This is a genomic window from Ferrovibrio sp. MS7 (assembly GCF_038404985.1).
GTDB classification, from domain to species: domain Bacteria; phylum Pseudomonadota; class Alphaproteobacteria; order Ferrovibrionales; family Ferrovibrionaceae; genus Ferrovibrio; species Ferrovibrio plantarum.
In genome coordinates this window covers 465635-480415 of sequence record NZ_JBBKBA010000002.1, presented here as the reverse complement: position 1 = coordinate 480415, position 14781 = coordinate 465635, and the positions used below count along the sequence as shown (strand labels likewise).

At 60.7% G+C, this 14781-nt stretch carries 16 protein-coding genes; 15 read left to right on the top strand and 1 reads right to left on the bottom strand.

The window, feature by feature from the left end; translation table 11 throughout:
- The first annotated feature begins 29 nt into the window (after nucleotides 1-29).
- The 7 genes from V6B08_RS15485 (at nucleotide 30) to V6B08_RS15455 (ending at nucleotide 7378) form a co-directional block, all read left to right on the top strand.
- Nucleotides 30-401, top strand: a complete 372-nt coding sequence (locus V6B08_RS15485; RefSeq protein WP_341982484.1) for a hypothetical protein — start codon at nucleotides 30-32, stop codon at nucleotides 399-401.
- 36 nt (nucleotides 402-437) lie between these two features.
- On the top strand, nucleotides 438-821 hold the full coding sequence (locus tag V6B08_RS15480) for a hypothetical protein (RefSeq protein ID WP_341982482.1): 384 nt from the start codon (nucleotides 438-440) through the stop codon (nucleotides 819-821).
- Between the two features lie 68 nt (nucleotides 822-889).
- Nucleotides 890-2188: a TolC family protein gene (locus tag V6B08_RS15475; RefSeq protein ID WP_341982480.1), complete on the top strand. Its 1299-nt coding sequence runs from the start codon at nucleotides 890-892 to the stop codon at nucleotides 2186-2188.
- Nucleotides 2189-2264: 76 nt separating this feature from the next.
- The gene (locus V6B08_RS15470) at nucleotides 2265-3422 is read left to right on the top strand and encodes an efflux RND transporter periplasmic adaptor subunit (RefSeq protein ID WP_341982478.1); all 1158 of its coding nucleotides are present in this window, start codon (nucleotides 2265-2267) and stop codon (nucleotides 3420-3422) included.
- A 23-nt stretch (nucleotides 3423-3445) separates the two neighbouring features.
- Entirely contained in the window at nucleotides 3446-6682 is a 3237-nt protein-coding gene (locus V6B08_RS15465) for an efflux RND transporter permease subunit (RefSeq protein ID WP_341982476.1), read from the top strand.
- A gap of 113 nt (nucleotides 6683-6795) precedes the next feature.
- Nucleotides 6796-6918, top strand: a complete 123-nt coding sequence (locus V6B08_RS15460; protein WP_341982474.1) for a hypothetical protein — start codon at nucleotides 6796-6798, stop codon at nucleotides 6916-6918.
- A gap of 7 nt (nucleotides 6919-6925) precedes the next feature.
- On the top strand, nucleotides 6926-7378 hold the full coding sequence (locus tag V6B08_RS15455; protein WP_341982472.1) for a copper chaperone PCu(A)C domain-containing protein: 453 nt from the start codon (nucleotides 6926-6928) through the stop codon (nucleotides 7376-7378).
- 141 nt (nucleotides 7379-7519) lie between these two features.
- Here the strand turns inward: V6B08_RS15455 and V6B08_RS15450 are convergent, their stop codons facing one another.
- Entirely contained in the window at nucleotides 7520-7867 is a 348-nt protein-coding gene (locus tag V6B08_RS15450) for a hypothetical protein (RefSeq protein WP_341982470.1), read from the bottom strand.
- Nucleotides 7868-8177: 310 nt separating this feature from the next.
- Between V6B08_RS15450 and V6B08_RS15445 the strand changes: the two genes are divergently transcribed.
- The 8 genes from V6B08_RS15445 (at nucleotide 8178) to V6B08_RS15410 (ending at nucleotide 14432) form a co-directional block, all read left to right on the top strand.
- On the top strand, nucleotides 8178-8477 hold the full coding sequence (locus V6B08_RS15445; protein WP_341982468.1) for an ArsR/SmtB family transcription factor: 300 nt from the start codon (nucleotides 8178-8180) through the stop codon (nucleotides 8475-8477).
- A gap of 49 nt (nucleotides 8478-8526) precedes the next feature.
- A complete protein-coding gene (locus V6B08_RS15440) occupies nucleotides 8527-9924 on the top strand; it encodes an FAD-dependent oxidoreductase (protein WP_341982466.1) in 1398 nt (465 codons plus the stop codon).
- A 10-nt stretch (nucleotides 9925-9934) separates the two neighbouring features.
- Nucleotides 9935-11143 (top strand): MFS transporter, encoded by a 1209-nt coding sequence (locus V6B08_RS15435; RefSeq protein WP_341982464.1) that lies wholly within the window; start codon nucleotides 9935-9937, stop codon nucleotides 11141-11143.
- 38 nt (nucleotides 11144-11181) lie between these two features.
- Nucleotides 11182-11574 (top strand): ArsR/SmtB family transcription factor, encoded by a 393-nt coding sequence (locus tag V6B08_RS15430; protein ID WP_341982462.1) that lies wholly within the window; start codon nucleotides 11182-11184, stop codon nucleotides 11572-11574.
- The gene (locus V6B08_RS15425) at nucleotides 11540-12064 is read left to right on the top strand and encodes an arsenate reductase ArsC (RefSeq protein ID WP_341982461.1); all 525 of its coding nucleotides are present in this window, start codon (nucleotides 11540-11542) and stop codon (nucleotides 12062-12064) included. The genes V6B08_RS15430 and V6B08_RS15425 overlap by 35 nt, the downstream gene beginning before the upstream one ends.
- Nucleotides 12061-12486 carry an arsenate reductase (glutaredoxin) gene (gene arsC, locus V6B08_RS15420; protein WP_440588817.1) on the top strand — a complete coding sequence of 142 codons (426 nt, stop codon included), beginning with the start codon at nucleotides 12061-12063 and terminating at the stop codon, nucleotides 12484-12486. Before V6B08_RS15425 ends, arsC begins: the two co-directional genes overlap by 4 nt.
- 48 nt (nucleotides 12487-12534) lie before the next feature.
- On the top strand, nucleotides 12535-13557 hold the full coding sequence (gene arsB / locus V6B08_RS15415) for an ACR3 family arsenite efflux transporter (protein WP_341983496.1): 1023 nt from the start codon (nucleotides 12535-12537) through the stop codon (nucleotides 13555-13557).
- 173 nt (nucleotides 13558-13730) lie between these two features.
- Nucleotides 13731-14432 carry a hypothetical protein gene (locus V6B08_RS15410; RefSeq protein ID WP_341982460.1) on the top strand — a complete coding sequence of 234 codons (702 nt, stop codon included), beginning with the start codon at nucleotides 13731-13733 and terminating at the stop codon, nucleotides 14430-14432.
- The last annotated feature ends 349 nt before the right edge of the window (nucleotides 14433-14781 follow it).

Here is a 14781-nt window from a genome sequence, read left to right as displayed (position 1 = left end):
ACACGCAATGCCTACCATATGGAGGATGAATGAAAGCGTTACTAGCGATCATCGCCGCTGCCACGCTGGCTTTCGCGGCATCGGCTCATGCCGATGAGGCGAAATACGGTGGCCAGGTGAAGAAGATCGGTGCCTATGAAGGCGAATTGGTGGTCAAGGGCAGCGATGTGCAGCTCTATGTCATCAAGGATCATAAGCCATTACAGCCCACGGGCGGCATGGCGGCGTCGGTCAAGCTCTTCGTCAACAACGCGGAGAGCAGCGTGGAACTGAAGCCGCAAGGCGACAAGCTGGCCGGCAAGGCCGGTGCGCCGCTTTCGGGTGCGGTCCGCGCCATGGCCACCCTCAGCGAGGGCGGCAAGGAAATCGGTAAGGCGCAGTATAGTCTTACCGCTAAGTAGCCCTAGTATTAGTGTAAGAAAGCAGTAGCACAGAGCATGACCCAGGCAATCGCAGCATATCGACGGAACGGACGGCTTCTCGCCGCCCTGCTCGCCGTGTCTGCGCTCCTGTTCTCTGCCCTGTTCGGTTCCTGGCATGCGGAATATGCCAGTGCCAATGCTGTGGAGCCGGCAGCCCTGGCCTATTCGGCAGCGTCCGATACAGCGCCGTTGGAAGCCGCCGCGGGTGACGAGACGCCTGCACCCGCCAAGCAGATGCAGGACTGCGCCGTGCATTGCGACCAGCATGGCCGCGCCATGCCGGCACAGCTGAAAGTCCTGATCGCTGACCTCCCGTCGGCCGAGTGCCTGCTGCCGCTGCGCGATGCCGGCATCGATCTTGGGCTGATTTTCGGCCTGCTCGAACCCCCCAAAGCCTGATTCCCTGAGCCTGAACGCTCCGGCGCCATTGGTGCCGGCCATTCGTATTTCGTTCAAGGGAACAGAACATGCGTCTCCCCCTGCTTGCGCTCGCCGTAATGGCGGGCCTGGTCAAGCCTTTGGCCGCGCAAACCCCTGTGCAGATTACCCCTGTGCAGACCATTCCTGTGCAGATCACGCCGGCTTCTGGTGCAGTGGCCCGGATCGGCAGTCTTGAAGAAGCCCTCCGTATCGGCGAGGCAAATTCGCCGCGGCTGCGTGTTGCCGAGGCGCGGCGGGAAGCTGCCGGCGGCGACCGCCTGCAGGCGGAAGCCCGGCCCAATCCGGAACTGTTCGTCGATGCCGACAATTTTGCCGGCAGCAAATCCTATCGCGGCAGCCGCAATATCGAGGTCGCCGCCGGCATCTCCCAGACCATCGAAATGGGTGGCAAGCGGGAAGCGCGGATCGGTTTCGCCGATGCCGGCCTCGCTCTGGCGGGACACGAACGCGATGTCGATCAACTGGCTCTGCGCGAGGAGATCGCCCGTGGCTATGTGTCGGCGCTGTATGCCGCCCGTGTCGTGGCGCTTGAAGGTGATCGGCTGAAGAATGCGCAAGCCCTTGCCGGTGCCGTGCGCGAGCGGGTGCAGAATGGCCGCGAGCCGCCGTTCCAAGCGCGCAAGAGCGAAATCGCGCAAGCCGCCGCCGAGGTGGCGACCCAGAAAGCGGAGCGCGAATATGCTGCCGTACTAGCAACGCTAGCCGGCAGCCTTGGTGTTACTCGGATCGACCTGGCCAATGACGGCGGCTGGTTTGAGCGCAGTGGTGCCCTTCCCAATGTGGGGCCCGATGAGGAAAGCCTGCGCGCCAACCCGGATTTCAGCCGTGCCGGTGCCGCCATAGCCCAGGCAAGGACAGCTATTGCCAAGGAGCAGTCCGCCGCCGTGCCAGATCCGACCCTGCGCGCCGGGATTCGCCGCTACAACGAGGATGACAGCAACGCCTTCATGGTTGGTATTTCGATCCCGATTCCGGTGTTCGACAGCAATCGGGGCGGTATCCAGCGTGCGCGCCAGGAACTGGTCCGCGCGGAAGCCGAGGCGGATGCATTGCGCCTCAATCTGCTGGCCAGCCTGGCGAAAGCGCGGCAGTCGCTGCAGGCGGCGCACCGCGAAGTGGAGGTGCTGAGCCGGACGATCATCCCGGCTGCGGACGAGACCTATGCCGCTGCAGCCGAGGGCTATGCTGCCGGCAAATTCGGCTTTCTCGATCTGCTCGATGCCCAGCGCACGCAATTCGATGTCAAAGCGCAACATGCCACCGCCCTGCGCGACTATCACCTGGCACGCATCGAGTTGATGCGTCTCGCCGGCCGCACTTATTGATCTGGAGATCCCCATGCGTAACAGCCTTATCGCCCTTGCGGCGGGATTGATTGTCGGTATCGGCGGCACGCTGTTCGTGGCGGCGCCGGAAAAACTGCCGTTCCTGCATAGCGATGGCCCAGCCAGCCATGGTGCCGAAGATGGCCATGGTCATGGCGGCGGGAATCGCGGCCATGGCAGTGAAGCAGAGGAGAATCCGCTGAAACTCAGCGATGATCAGGTGACGCAGTCGGGCATCAGCCTCAGCCCGGCGCGGGAAGGGGAGTTGGTGCGGACCACCACTTTCCCCGGCAATGTGGTGGCGAACCCGGATCAGGTTGCGGCTGTGGCTGCCAAGTCCTCCGGTGTCATTGTTGATCTGCGTAAGCGGCTCGGCGATGCCGTGGCCAAGGGGGAATTGCTGGCGGTTTTGGAAAGCCGCGAGATTGCCGAAGCCAAAGGTGAATTCCTGGCGGCTCAACGCAGCGAAGCTCTGGCGCGCACCACCTTTGAACGGGAACGCAATCTCTGGGAAAAAAAGATCAGCTCGGAACAGGATTATCTGCAAGCGCGCGCCACGGTCGAGGAGGCCCGCATCCGGATCGATCTTGCGCGCCAGAAGCTTGCCGCTTTCGGTTTTAATGGCAGCGATCTGTCGCGGCTGAATGGCAGCAATTCCGGTTTGCAGGTATTGGAAATCCGCAGCCCGATTGCCGGCAGGGTGGTGGAGCGCCGCGGCGTACTGGGTGCCTCGGTTCCCAGCGAGACTGAACTCTTCACCGTTGCAGACCTTTCAAAACTCTGGATCGAGGCTGCGGTGGCGCCGGCCGACCTCGCTGCCATACGCGAGGGGGACCTGGTTGCGGCTGATGGGCCGATCAAGGCCGAGGGCAAGGTGGTTTTCGTCAGTCCGGTGGTCGATCGCGAAACCCGCCTGGCCAAGATCGTGGTGCAGATCAGCAATGAAACAGGCAACTGGCGCCTTGGCGATTTCGCCTCGGTAACGGTGAAAAGCGCCATTGAGCGGGCCGCCGTCCTGGTGCCGAAGGCCGCGATTCAACGCTTGAAGAAGGAGTCGGTGGTGTTTGTTCGCACTCCGGATGGTTTTGAGAAACGTGATGTTGTCCTCGGACGCAGCGATGGCAATCAAACCGAGATCCGTTTTGGCGTGGAGGCCGGCGAGGAAGTGGCGGTGATGAACTCCTTTGTGCTCAAGGCTCAGCTTGAAAAGGCTGAAGCCGAGCATTCGCACTGAGGCCTACGGGAAAGCATCCGATCATGATTGAGCAAATCCTCCGCCTATCGATCCAGCAGCGCCTTGTCGTGCTGATCGTCACGCTCGGCATCTGCATTCTCGGCGTGCAATCACTGCTGAAACTGCCGATAGACGCGGTGCCCGATATCACCAACAACCAGGTGCAGATCAATGCCGTGGCGCCGTCCCTATCGCCGATGGAGATCGAGAAGCAGGTAACCTACCCGCTGGAGAACTCGCTGGCCGGCATACCGGGACTGGAATCGACACGTTCGCTGTCGCGCAATGGATTCTCCCAGGTCACGGCTATCTTCAGCGACAAGACGAATATCTATTTCGCCCGCCAGCAGGTCGCCGAGCGGCTGGCCGAAGCGCGTGAATTGCTGCCTGAAGGTATCGAACCACGGTTGGGGCCGATCTCCACGGGCCTTGGCGAAGTCTATATGTGGCTGGTGCGTTTCAAGGCAGAGAAAGGCACCGTCGGCAGCGAAACGGGCTGGCAGGCCGATGGCAGCTATATCACTGCCGAAGGAGAAAAGCTGGATACCGAGGTGAAGCGTGCCACCTATCTGCGCACCGTGCAGGATTGGCTGGTGCGGCCACAATTGCGCAATGTCACCGGTGTCGCCGGCATCGATTCCATTGGCGGCTATGTTAAAGAATATCATGTGCAACCGAAGCTCGACCGGCTGCTCGCCTTTGGCCTGACGCTGAACGACCTGTCGGATTCGATTCAACGCAATAACAGCGCCATCGGCGCCGGCTTCCTGGAACAGAATGGCGAGGGCCTGGTTGTTCGCGCCTATGGCCGCCTGGAAAGCGTCGAGGATATCGGCAACGTGGTCGTCGCCACCCGCGACGGCGTTCCGGTCTATGTCCATGACGTTGCCACCATCGATCTTGGCCATGAGTTGCGCAGCGGTGCCGCCAGTTCCGCCGGGGAGGAAGTGGTGGTCGGTACCGCTCTTATGTTGATCGGCGGCAACAGCCGCACGGTGGCGGATGCGGTGCATGTCAAATTGGCGGAAGTGAATCGGTCGCTACCGCCGGGGGTGGAGGCGGCGGCGGTATTGAACCGGACCAAGCTGGTGGATGCCACGGTGGCGACCGTGGAAAAGAACTTGGCTGAGGGCGCCCTGCTGGTGATCGTGGTGCTGTTCCTGTTTCTCGGCAATATACGGGCCGCTATCATCACCGCCCTGGTCATACCCATCACCATGCTGATGACCGCGACCGGCATGCTGCAGGGACGCATCAGCGCGAACCTGATGAGCCTGGGCGCCCTGGATTTCGGCCTCATTGTCGATGGCGCCGTCATCATCACCGAGAACTGCCTGCGCCATCTGGCCGACAAGCAGCATGAACTGCGCCGGGCGCTGACCCGCCGGGAGCGTCTGACGGAGGTAATGGTCGCGTCCAAGGAGATGATACAGCCGTCGGTCTTCGGCCAGGCGATCATCATCATCGTTTATGTGCCGATGCTGAGTTTCACCGGCGTGGAAGGCAAGATGTTCGAGCCGATGGCGCTGACCGTCATCATTGCCCTGGCTTGTGCCTTCGTGCTGTCGCTTACCTTCGTGCCGGCGATGATTGCCCTGTTTGTCACGGGCCCGGTGAAGGAGAAGGAAAGCCGCTTCATGGTGGCGGCGCAAGACCGCTACGGCGCGCTGCTGAACCGTGTCGTCGGCATTCCGGGTCGTATAGCTGCCGTGGCGGCGGCAATGTTCTTTGGTTCCCTCCTGCTGCTGACGCAGCTTGGCCAGGAATTCATCCCGACCCTGGATGAAAAGGATATCGCCATGCACGCCATGCGTATTCCTAGTACCTCGCTGAACCAGTCGGCGGCGATGCAGAACCAGGTGGAGAAAACAGTGGCCCGGTTCCCGGAAGTGGCTACGGTTTTTTCCAAGACCGGGACCGCCGAGGTGGCTTCTGATCCAATGCCGCCGAACGTGTCGGACACTTTCATCATCCTCAAGCCACAACAGGAATGGCCTGATCCAGACAAGACTAAGGTGCAGCTGATCCGCGAGATCGAGCAGGCCGTGGGCCGCGTGCCAGGGAACAATTACGAATTCACGCAGCCGATTCAGATGCGCTTCAATGAACTGATCGCCGGCGTGCGCTCCGATGTCGCGGTGAAAGTCTATGGGGACGATTTCGATACGTTGCTTGAAACCGCCAATGCCGTGGCGGCTGTTCTGCGCGGTGTCGATGGGGCCAGCGATGTCAAGGTGGAGCAGGCGGCGGGGTTGCCTTATCTCAATATCAGGCTGAAGAAGCGCGAGATTGCCCGGCGCGGCCTCAGCGTGGCGCAGGTGCAACAGGTCATCGCTACGGCGATAGGCGGTCATGAGGCCGGAGCGCTCTACGAAGGCGACAAACGTTTCGATATCGTGGTGCGTCTCGCCGATACGGTGCGCAGCGATCTGGAGGTGCTGCATAATCTGCCGGTGCCGCTGCCCGGCAATGGCCGCCTGGCCACCATCCCGCTGCGCCAGCTTGCCGATATCGAAATCGATGAGGGGCCGAACCAGATCAGCCGAGAGAATGGCAAGCGCCGGATCGTGGTGCAGGCCAACGTCCGGGGCCGCGATATCGGTTCTATGGTGCGTGATGCCCAGGCGCAGATTTCCGCCCGGGTGACACTGCCGCCGGGCTACTGGATTGCCTGGGGCGGCCAGTATGAGAACCTCATCGCGGCCAAGAACCGCCTGCTTGTCGTCGTGCCGCTCTGTTTTGCTGCCATCTTTTTCCTCCTGTTCATGGCGCTGGGCAGCGTGCGCGATGCCCTGATCGTCTATAGCGGCATCCCCTTTGCCCTGGTCGGTGGCATTCTGGCGTTGACCTTGCGCGGTATGCCGATTTCGGTTTCGGCGATTGTCGGATTCATTGCGCTATCGGGCATCGCCGTGCTGAACGGCTTGGTGATGGTCAGCCGCATCCAGCAGGAAATGGCGGAAGGGGTGGATAGAGTCGCTGCCGTGATCGACGGTGCGGTTGCCCGCCTGCGACCGGTGCTGATCACCGCGCTGGTTGCCTCGCTCGGGTTCGTGCCAATGGCGATTGCACTCGGCACCGGTGCCGAGGTGCAAAAGCCCATTGCCACGGTGGTGATCGGTGGCCTGATCAGCTCGACGCTACTGACTCTGCTGGTGCTGCCGGCGCTCTATGCCCGTTTCGGCACCGGGCGGCAGACCAGTGACGACGAACTCGACCTGATCGTTACGCACCAGCGACATGCTACGGCAGGAGAATGACCATGCGGATAGGTTGCTTTGCTATAATAGCCTTAGCCTTGTTGCTGAGTGGCTGTGGTTGGTCACAGGAGCAGTATCATGCGGCGATCCGACAGGAATGCCAGGCAAAAGGATTGCTCCCCGATACCCCCACCTTCCAGGAATGTTTCGCCAAGGGGCTGCATGAGGATCACTCGTTCGCTCCGGGCATCAATGCCCGTTTCAAGGGCCATGATTGGCGCCATGATATGGAGTAGTCGTGCGATGCGTATTCTGACGAAGTATTCTATCGGTTTGGCTGCCCTTACCATAGCCGCACTGTACGCAGATCTGGCTCGGGCACATCAGGACGAGATTGGCACTGTGGTGATCCAGCACGCCTATGCCGAGCCGGCCGGTTTGGGCGGGGAAACGCTGGTGCGGCTTGCCATCGAGAATAATGGTGCTTCGGTGCGCCAGTTCATCCGCCTGCATTCCGATGCGGCCGAGGCAAGCCAGATCGAGGTAAAAGTGGCAGCTGGCCGCTTCGTGCCGATTGGCTCCATGGCCATACCGCCCGGTCAGGTCCTGGACCTGGAAGAAGCAGCACGCGTTCGACTGTTGCGGCTGCGGCGCCCTCTTGCCACCGGCAGCAGCCTGGAGGCATGCCTCGATTTCGCCGACGGCCGCGAGAAGCGAATCCAAGTCACAGTCGGGAAATTCGAGCCGACTAACTAAAATGCATTTGTGGACCTTCTACGCGTCTGTTCGGTCAGCGCGCTTGCCTCAGAAGCGGTATTGCACATTTTATAATGACTGTGATTGATAGTATAATTATCATGCTTTCCACTAAGTGTCGGGATTTCGCTCATCGACGGGTCATCTGAAATCCCGGCTTGGCGGCAAAGAGATGCTGACTTCGCGCAGCGGTTTGCGAGCCTCGGGCACGGTATCGCCGCCCACATCTTCCAGTCCGGCCAGCAGGGCGCTGCAATCTTCCAGACGCCCGGCGACTAGGTGGATAATCAGGCCCTTGCGCTGCACCTTGCCGGTGACGCTGAGCAGCAGCGCGCCGAGTCCCGCGCGGCGGTGGCCCTGGAACGCCATGGACCAGATGGCGATGTTGCCGACACCGGTCTCATTCTCCAGGGTGGCGAAGATGACGCCGGAGGTGGTACCGGGCCGCTGGCGCACTAGCACACGCTCGCCGACGCTCAGTGCCAGCAAGCATGTTGGCCCCAGCCATTCTCGGGCGGTGGCCGGTTGGCAGTATGCACCGACTCCGCATTGGTAAACCCGAAGAGCCGCAACTAGGTATGGTGCCACACACCGATCACGGAGCGCGGCTGGGACATCGCCTTCGCTCCGGCTGGCGACCATAAACGCAAAATGTTCCTGCGAGAATTTGGCTTTACATTTGCGCCCGATGCGCTACGTTATTCGTCGAATGACGAATGAGGTGGCTGTGGTACAGCAGGTCAAACCGAAGGAGAAGAAAGGCGCGGCGGTCTAGGGTCAATCCTGCTGCGCGCCAGCGATGACGCCTGCCGATCTGGCCGAGCCGCTGCGCTCTGAGGACGAGGAACTCGCGCTGCTGGCCAAGGCCATCGGCCATCCGGTGCGGATTCTGATCCTGCGCAACCTGCTGCGCATCGGGGCCTGCTATTTCGGCAAGCTGGCCGACCTGCTGCCGGTGGCGGCATCCACCGCCTCGCAGCACCTGACGATCCTCAAGGAAGCCGGCCTGGTGAAGGGCCAGATTGACGATCAGCGCCCTTGCTACTGCGTCGATCTGGAGAAGCTGCGCCGTTTGCAGCATCTACTGGGCGATCTCTAAAAAATTTACCTCATTATTCGTATTTCGGCGAATAACGAAAGGAATTCTGATGAATGCCTTCACCACGATGGAGAACCGTCTCGATCCGGCGAGCCTGCCTGTTGCCGTGATCGGTGCGGGGCCGGTCGGACTGGCGGCGGCGGCGCATCTGATCGCCCGCGGCCTGCCGGTGCGTGTCTATGAGGCTGGTGCCGAGGTGGCGAGCCATATCCGCTCCTGGGGCCATGTGCGGCTCTTCTCGCCCTGGTCCTACAACATCGACAAGGCCGCCTGCACGCTGCTGGAACAGGCAGGATGGCGGGCACCGCCGGCCAATCGCCACCCCACGGGGGCGGAACTGGTTGCCGACTACGTGCAGCCCCTAGCCGAACTGCCCCAGTTCAAACCTGCCATTGAGACCGATGCGCGGATTGCCGCCGTGAGCCGGCTCGGATACGACAAGATGAAAACCCCGGGCCGCGAGGCTGCGCCTTTCGTGCTGGTGATGCGCAAGGGCGATGGCGGCGAGCGGCAGGATCTGGCCCGTGCCGTGATCGATTGCAGCGGCACCTGGAGCCGGCCCAATCCGATGGGCGCCCATGGCCTGGCTGTTCCGGGCGAGGCCGATATTTCGGATCGGATCGCTTACGGCATTCCCGATGTGCTTGGAGCGGATCATGCCGCCTATGCCAGCGCACGGACGTTGGTGGTTGGCGCGGGGCATTCTGCTGCCAATGTGCTGCTGGATCTTGGGCGCCTGGCACAGCAGGGGCTGGGCACGGAGATTCTGTGGGCGGTGCGCGGCAATAGCTTGGCGCGGCTGTTCGGCGGCGGCGAGAATGACAAGCTGGCGGAGCGCGGCGCGTTGGGCCGCAGCCTGGAGGCAATGACCCAGGCGGGCGATCTCGATCTGCATCTTGGCGCCGGTATTACCGCGATACGCCGGGATGCCTCGGCCCTAACGGTGACGCTAGGCAGCCAGCAAGGATCAAGGGTCGACGTGACGGTGGACCGCATCGTGGTCGCCGCTGGGCAACGGCCTGACCTGGAGATGCTGCGTGAAATCCGCCTCGACCTCGACCCAGCCACCGAAAGCCCCAGGGCCCTGGCGCCGCTGATCGATCCGAACGTGCATTCGTGTGGTACGGTTCGTCCGCATGGACATCGCGAACTCACGCAGCCCGATCCCGGCTTCTACATCGCCGGCATCAAGAGCTATGGCCGTGCCCCCACCTTCCTGCTCGCCACAGGCTATGAACAGGTGCGCTCCATCGCCGCCGCATTGGCGGGTGACTTTACCGCTGCCGACGATGTGCAGCTCGACCTACCGGAAACCGGTGTATGCAGCAGCAATTTGCCGGTCGAGGGCGCGGAGAACTGCGCGGCGCCAGTGGAAGCTGTGTCGGGTGGGTGCTGCGGCCCTGCCAAGCCGAGGATAAGAGTAAAAGCGGCTTCGGGCTGCGGTTGAGGTGGCGGCAATGTCCGATCCGCGAACCACGAAGCAAACCAGGGTGGTTATCGCGCTCGGCACGGCGCAGACGCTGAGCTGGGGTTCGACCTATTACCTTCCCGCCATCCTGGCTGCGCCGATGGCAGCGGAATTGGGCGTCTCCACGGCGTGGATTTATGGTGCCTTCTCGGTGGCAATGGTGCTTACCGCCTTCATTGGCCCTGGTGTGGGCGGCTATATCGACCGTTTCGGCGGACGCAATGTGCTCGCCCTGTCCAGCCTGATCTTTGCCGGCGGCTTGGCCTTGCTCGGCGCCTCGTCCGGCCTCGCCACCTTCTTCATCGCCTGGCTGGCGATAGGCGCCGGGATGGCAATCGGCCTCTATGAAGCCGCCTTCGCCACGCTGACCGCCATCTATGGCAAGGATGCCCGCCGCGCCATCACCGGGATCACCCTGCTGGCTGGCTTCGCCAGCACCATCTGCTGGCCGATCTCCGCCTATCTCGATGCCGAATGGGGTTGGCGCGCCACCTGCTTCGTCTGGGCCGGAGCGCATGTCTTGATCGGACTGCCGCTCAACCGGCTGATGGTGCCGCGCGAACTCGGGGCTCATATAACGGTGTCCGCACCCAAGACAGCCCTAAGCGCCAAGGCGGAGAGCATTTTCAGCCGCTCCATGGTGCTGCTGGCTTTCGCTTTTGCCGTTACCTGGATCACCAGCACGGCCCTGGCGGCGCATCTGCCGCGCATGCTTGAAGCAGCCGGCGCCTCGAAAGCCGAAGCCATCGCCGCCGCCGCCCTGGTCGGGCCAGCCCAGGTTGCCGCCCGCATCCTTGAATACAGTCTATTGCAGCGGTTTCATCCGCTGCTATCGGCTCGGCTGGCCTCTATCACACACCCAATCGGGGCAATGCTGGTGCTCATCTTCGGCGCGCCGGCTGTTTATCTCTTCACCTTGCTGCATGGCGCCGGGAATGGGGTGATGACGATTGCCAAGGGAACTCTGCCGCTGACCATCTTCGGCCCGAGCGGCTATGGCAGGCGCCAGGGATGGTTGGTTGCGCCGGCTCGGTTCGGGCAGGCCGGGGCACCTTTCGTCTTTGCCATCCTGCTGGAAAATTTCGGCCGCCATGTCCTGTTGTTTTCCAGTGGCCTCTGTTTGCTGGGCTTCGCCGCCATGCTGCTGTTGCGGGCGGAAAAAGCCGGCAACACGCAACCGGTGCCAGAAGACGCTTGAGGAGTACCTCCTTCGTCACAAAAGGTTCACGGGATTTCATGGATAATTTCGATAATACTGGAATCATGAAAAGAATTGATGATGCATCGGCTGTCGCCGCCTTCGCCTCCCTGGCGCAGGGTACCCGGCTGGCGATCTACCGCTTGCTGGTGGGATACGGTGCCGAGGGTCTCTGTGCCGGCGAGATTGCCGAGACTTTGGCTGTTCCGGCCGCCACCTTGTCGTTTCACCTGGCGCATCTGCATCGGGCGGGCCTGATCCGGCAGCGGCGCGATAGCCGGTTGCTGATCTACAGCATCGACATCGACCGCATGAATGAGGTGATCGCATTCCTTAGCGATCATTGTTGTGGCGGCAAACCGGAACTTTGCCGTCCTGCTGTCAAAGGAAAGCGGCATGAGCCAGTCCAGCGCACCCGAAAAGCTGTTTAACGTCCTGTTTCTCTGCACGGGGAATTCCGCCCGCAGCATCCTCGCCGAGGCGATCATGAACCAACTCGGCCAGGGCCGCTTCCGCGCCTACAGCGCCGGCAGCTTTCCCAAGGGACAGGTGCATCCCTTCGCCCTGGACCTGCTGGAAAAGAGCGGCCATCCCATCAAGGATTTGCGCTCGAAGTCCTGGGATGAATTTGCCAAGCCCGACGCGCCGCACATGGATTTCGTCTTCACGGTCTGCGATAACGCGGCCAACGAGGTCTGCCCAATCTGGCCCGGTCAGCCGATGTCGGCGCATTGGGGATTGGCTGACCCAGCGGCGGTAGAGGGCAGCGAAGTGGAACAGCGGCTCGCTTTTGCCGACACCTATCGGATGCTGACCAACCGCATCCGCATCTTCACCAGCCTGCCGTTCCGTTCGCTGGATGAGATGACCTTGCAGGCCCGCCTGAACGAAATCGGCCGCTCCCTGCCGCAGGCATCATGAGCATCCGTATCTACCACAATCCAGATTGCGGCACCTCGCGCAACGTACTGGCCCTGATCCGCAATAGCGGCGAAGAACCGGAGATCATCGAGTATTTGAAGGCGCCCCCGGATCGCCCCACGCTAGTCTCGCTGATCGCACGGATGGGCATTCCGCCGCGCGACTTGCTGCGCGAGAAAGGTACACCGTTCGCTGCCCTTGGCTTGGGCGATGCCAAATGGAGCGATGACGAATTGATCGATTTCATGCTGGCGCAACCTATTCTGATCAATCGCCCCATTGTTGTTACGCCGCTTGGCACCAGGCTGTGCCGCCCATCGGAAACAGTTTTGGATATTCTGCCCCATCCGCAGCAAGGGCCAATAGCCAAGGAGGACGGTACGCTTCTGGTCGATGCCAGTGGCAATCGCGTCCATCAATAAAGGTATAAGATCATGTCGGATGTCGCTGTCGGCCGATCCAAGCCGGTGATGAATCGCTTCGAGCGATACCTGACTCTCTGGGTCGCGCTCTGCATCTTGGCTGGTATCGCGCTCGGTCATTGGTTTCCGGCGGTCTTCCAGGTCGTCGCGGCGGCGGAAATCGCCAAGGTCAACTTGCCGGTCGCGGTACTGATCTGGTTGATGATCATCCCGATGCTATTGAAGATCGACTTCGGCGCCCTGGGCGAGGTGCGGCAGCATTGGCGTGGCATCGGCGTCACGCTGTTCATCAATTGGGCGGTGAAGCCGTTTTCCATGGCCCTGCTCGGCTGGATTTTTGTCGGCTGGCTGTTTCGGCCATATCTGCCCGCCGATCAGATCGCTTCCTATATCGCCGGTTTGATTCTGCTGGCGGCAGCACCATGCACGGCCATGGTATTCGTGTGGAGCAACCTCGTCGATGGCGAGCCGCATTTCACGCTGAGCCAGGTGGCGTTGAACGATGCCATCATGGTGGTGGCTTTCGCGCCCATCGTCGGCTTGCTGCTCGGCATATCGGCGATCACCGTGCCCTGGGACACGCTGCTGCTCTCGGTCGGGCTTTATATCGTCATTCCGGTTGTCATCGCCCAGATTTGGCGCCGGCTGTTATTGGCGAACAATGGTATACGTGGATTGGAGCGCGCCCAGCAGGCCCTGGGGCCGGTTTCCCTCGTGGCCCTGCTTGCCACCCTTGTGCTGCTCTTTGCCTTTCAGGGCGAGCAGATCGTGGCGCATCCGCTGGTCATCGCGCTGCTGGCCGTGCCGATCCTGATCCAGGTCTATTTCAATTCCGGGCTAGCCTATTGGCTTAATCGCCAATTCGGCGTGGCGCATTGTGTGGCCGGTCCATCGGCTTTAATCGGCGCCAGCAATTTCTTCGAGCTGGCAGTCGCGGCGGCGATAAGTATCTTTGGTTTGAATTCAGGCGCTGCGCTGGCGACTGTGGTCGGCGTGCTCATCGAGGTGCCGGTGATGCTGTCGGTCGTTAAGATCGTCAATGGCAGCCGCGTTTGGTATGGGCGACTCTAAATCGCCGAAAAAGAATAGTAGAAAAATCGCAATTCATACTAAGTGAGTGTTTCTCGGAGTAAACGAAGTGAGTGTCGACTGGATTGGACGCGGCACCCCAAAGCCGCATCTTATCCTCTGTAAGGTGTTGTTTTCAGCTGTGATTACTCGGACTATAAATGGGGAGGTACTTAATGCGTGTGATCGACATGCTCAATTCATCTCGACAGATGATGTTCGAGAACGCTGTAGAGGGCTACGAATACACTGGACGCGGCACATGCTTCTTATGCAGGTATAATGGCTGCGACTTCGCAATCACGGCCAAGCATGTTATCAAGGGGTTTACTGCGGACGACGTGCGCATCCAGTTTCATCTGGGAGCGCATGAATTTGCTCCCCACAATGCGCAAGTCACCATAAAGATTTCAGATGTCGATGACCCGGATTGGGGGGACCTGGCGTTCTATCCGCTTGAGCGAATTATGTACGACGACACTCAGTTTGGCGGGCAGCTACCATATCCGCTTCAACATCCACAATTGGTTTGGCAACCACTGATGCCTGGTAGCTTTATCATGAGGGGCTTCCCACATGATCTAAACGCCATCGACTATGAACAGGCAGTGATCAATCAGCAGGCCGCAATAATTGAGGCTGACTATCTTGGCGCGTCACCGATGGCGCATTGCCATGAGGTCGCTTTTCGGGATCTAGCCGCATGCACTACGCTTGATGGCTTGAGCGGGACGCCGGTATTTTGGGTTGGAGATTCCAAGCCGCGTGACCATCGCTTCGCGGGAATCATGCTGAGAGCTACATATGCAAGCAAGCGAGGACACTTCGTACATGCCAGAGTAATTCTTGCCGCGCTCGGCAAGATTCTCGGTAGCTAGACGAATCTTACCCCTGCAATCTGCCCTTTTTCCGCAGAAGCGCCATTCCGACCAACTGAAGTCGCGCAGCTTGTTGGCTGAGAAGATTTATCTCTCGTATGAAGGTGAACTGCATGCACGGACCAGCCTACAGTAGACTGGACCGCAGAAAGTCGGAAAATTCTAGATATGATTCAGGAACCGGAAACGAAGGGGTGTCATGAAGGCATCGCGGTTCAGCGAAGTGTAGGCCACTGGTGATTTGCCGCAGGTCGAGAGAGCTGCGGCGTTGGTTGTGGGATTGAAGTAGCGTTGACCACAATAAGGGTGAGCGAAGAATTTCTGGCAACATAAGAAATTGATCTGCTAT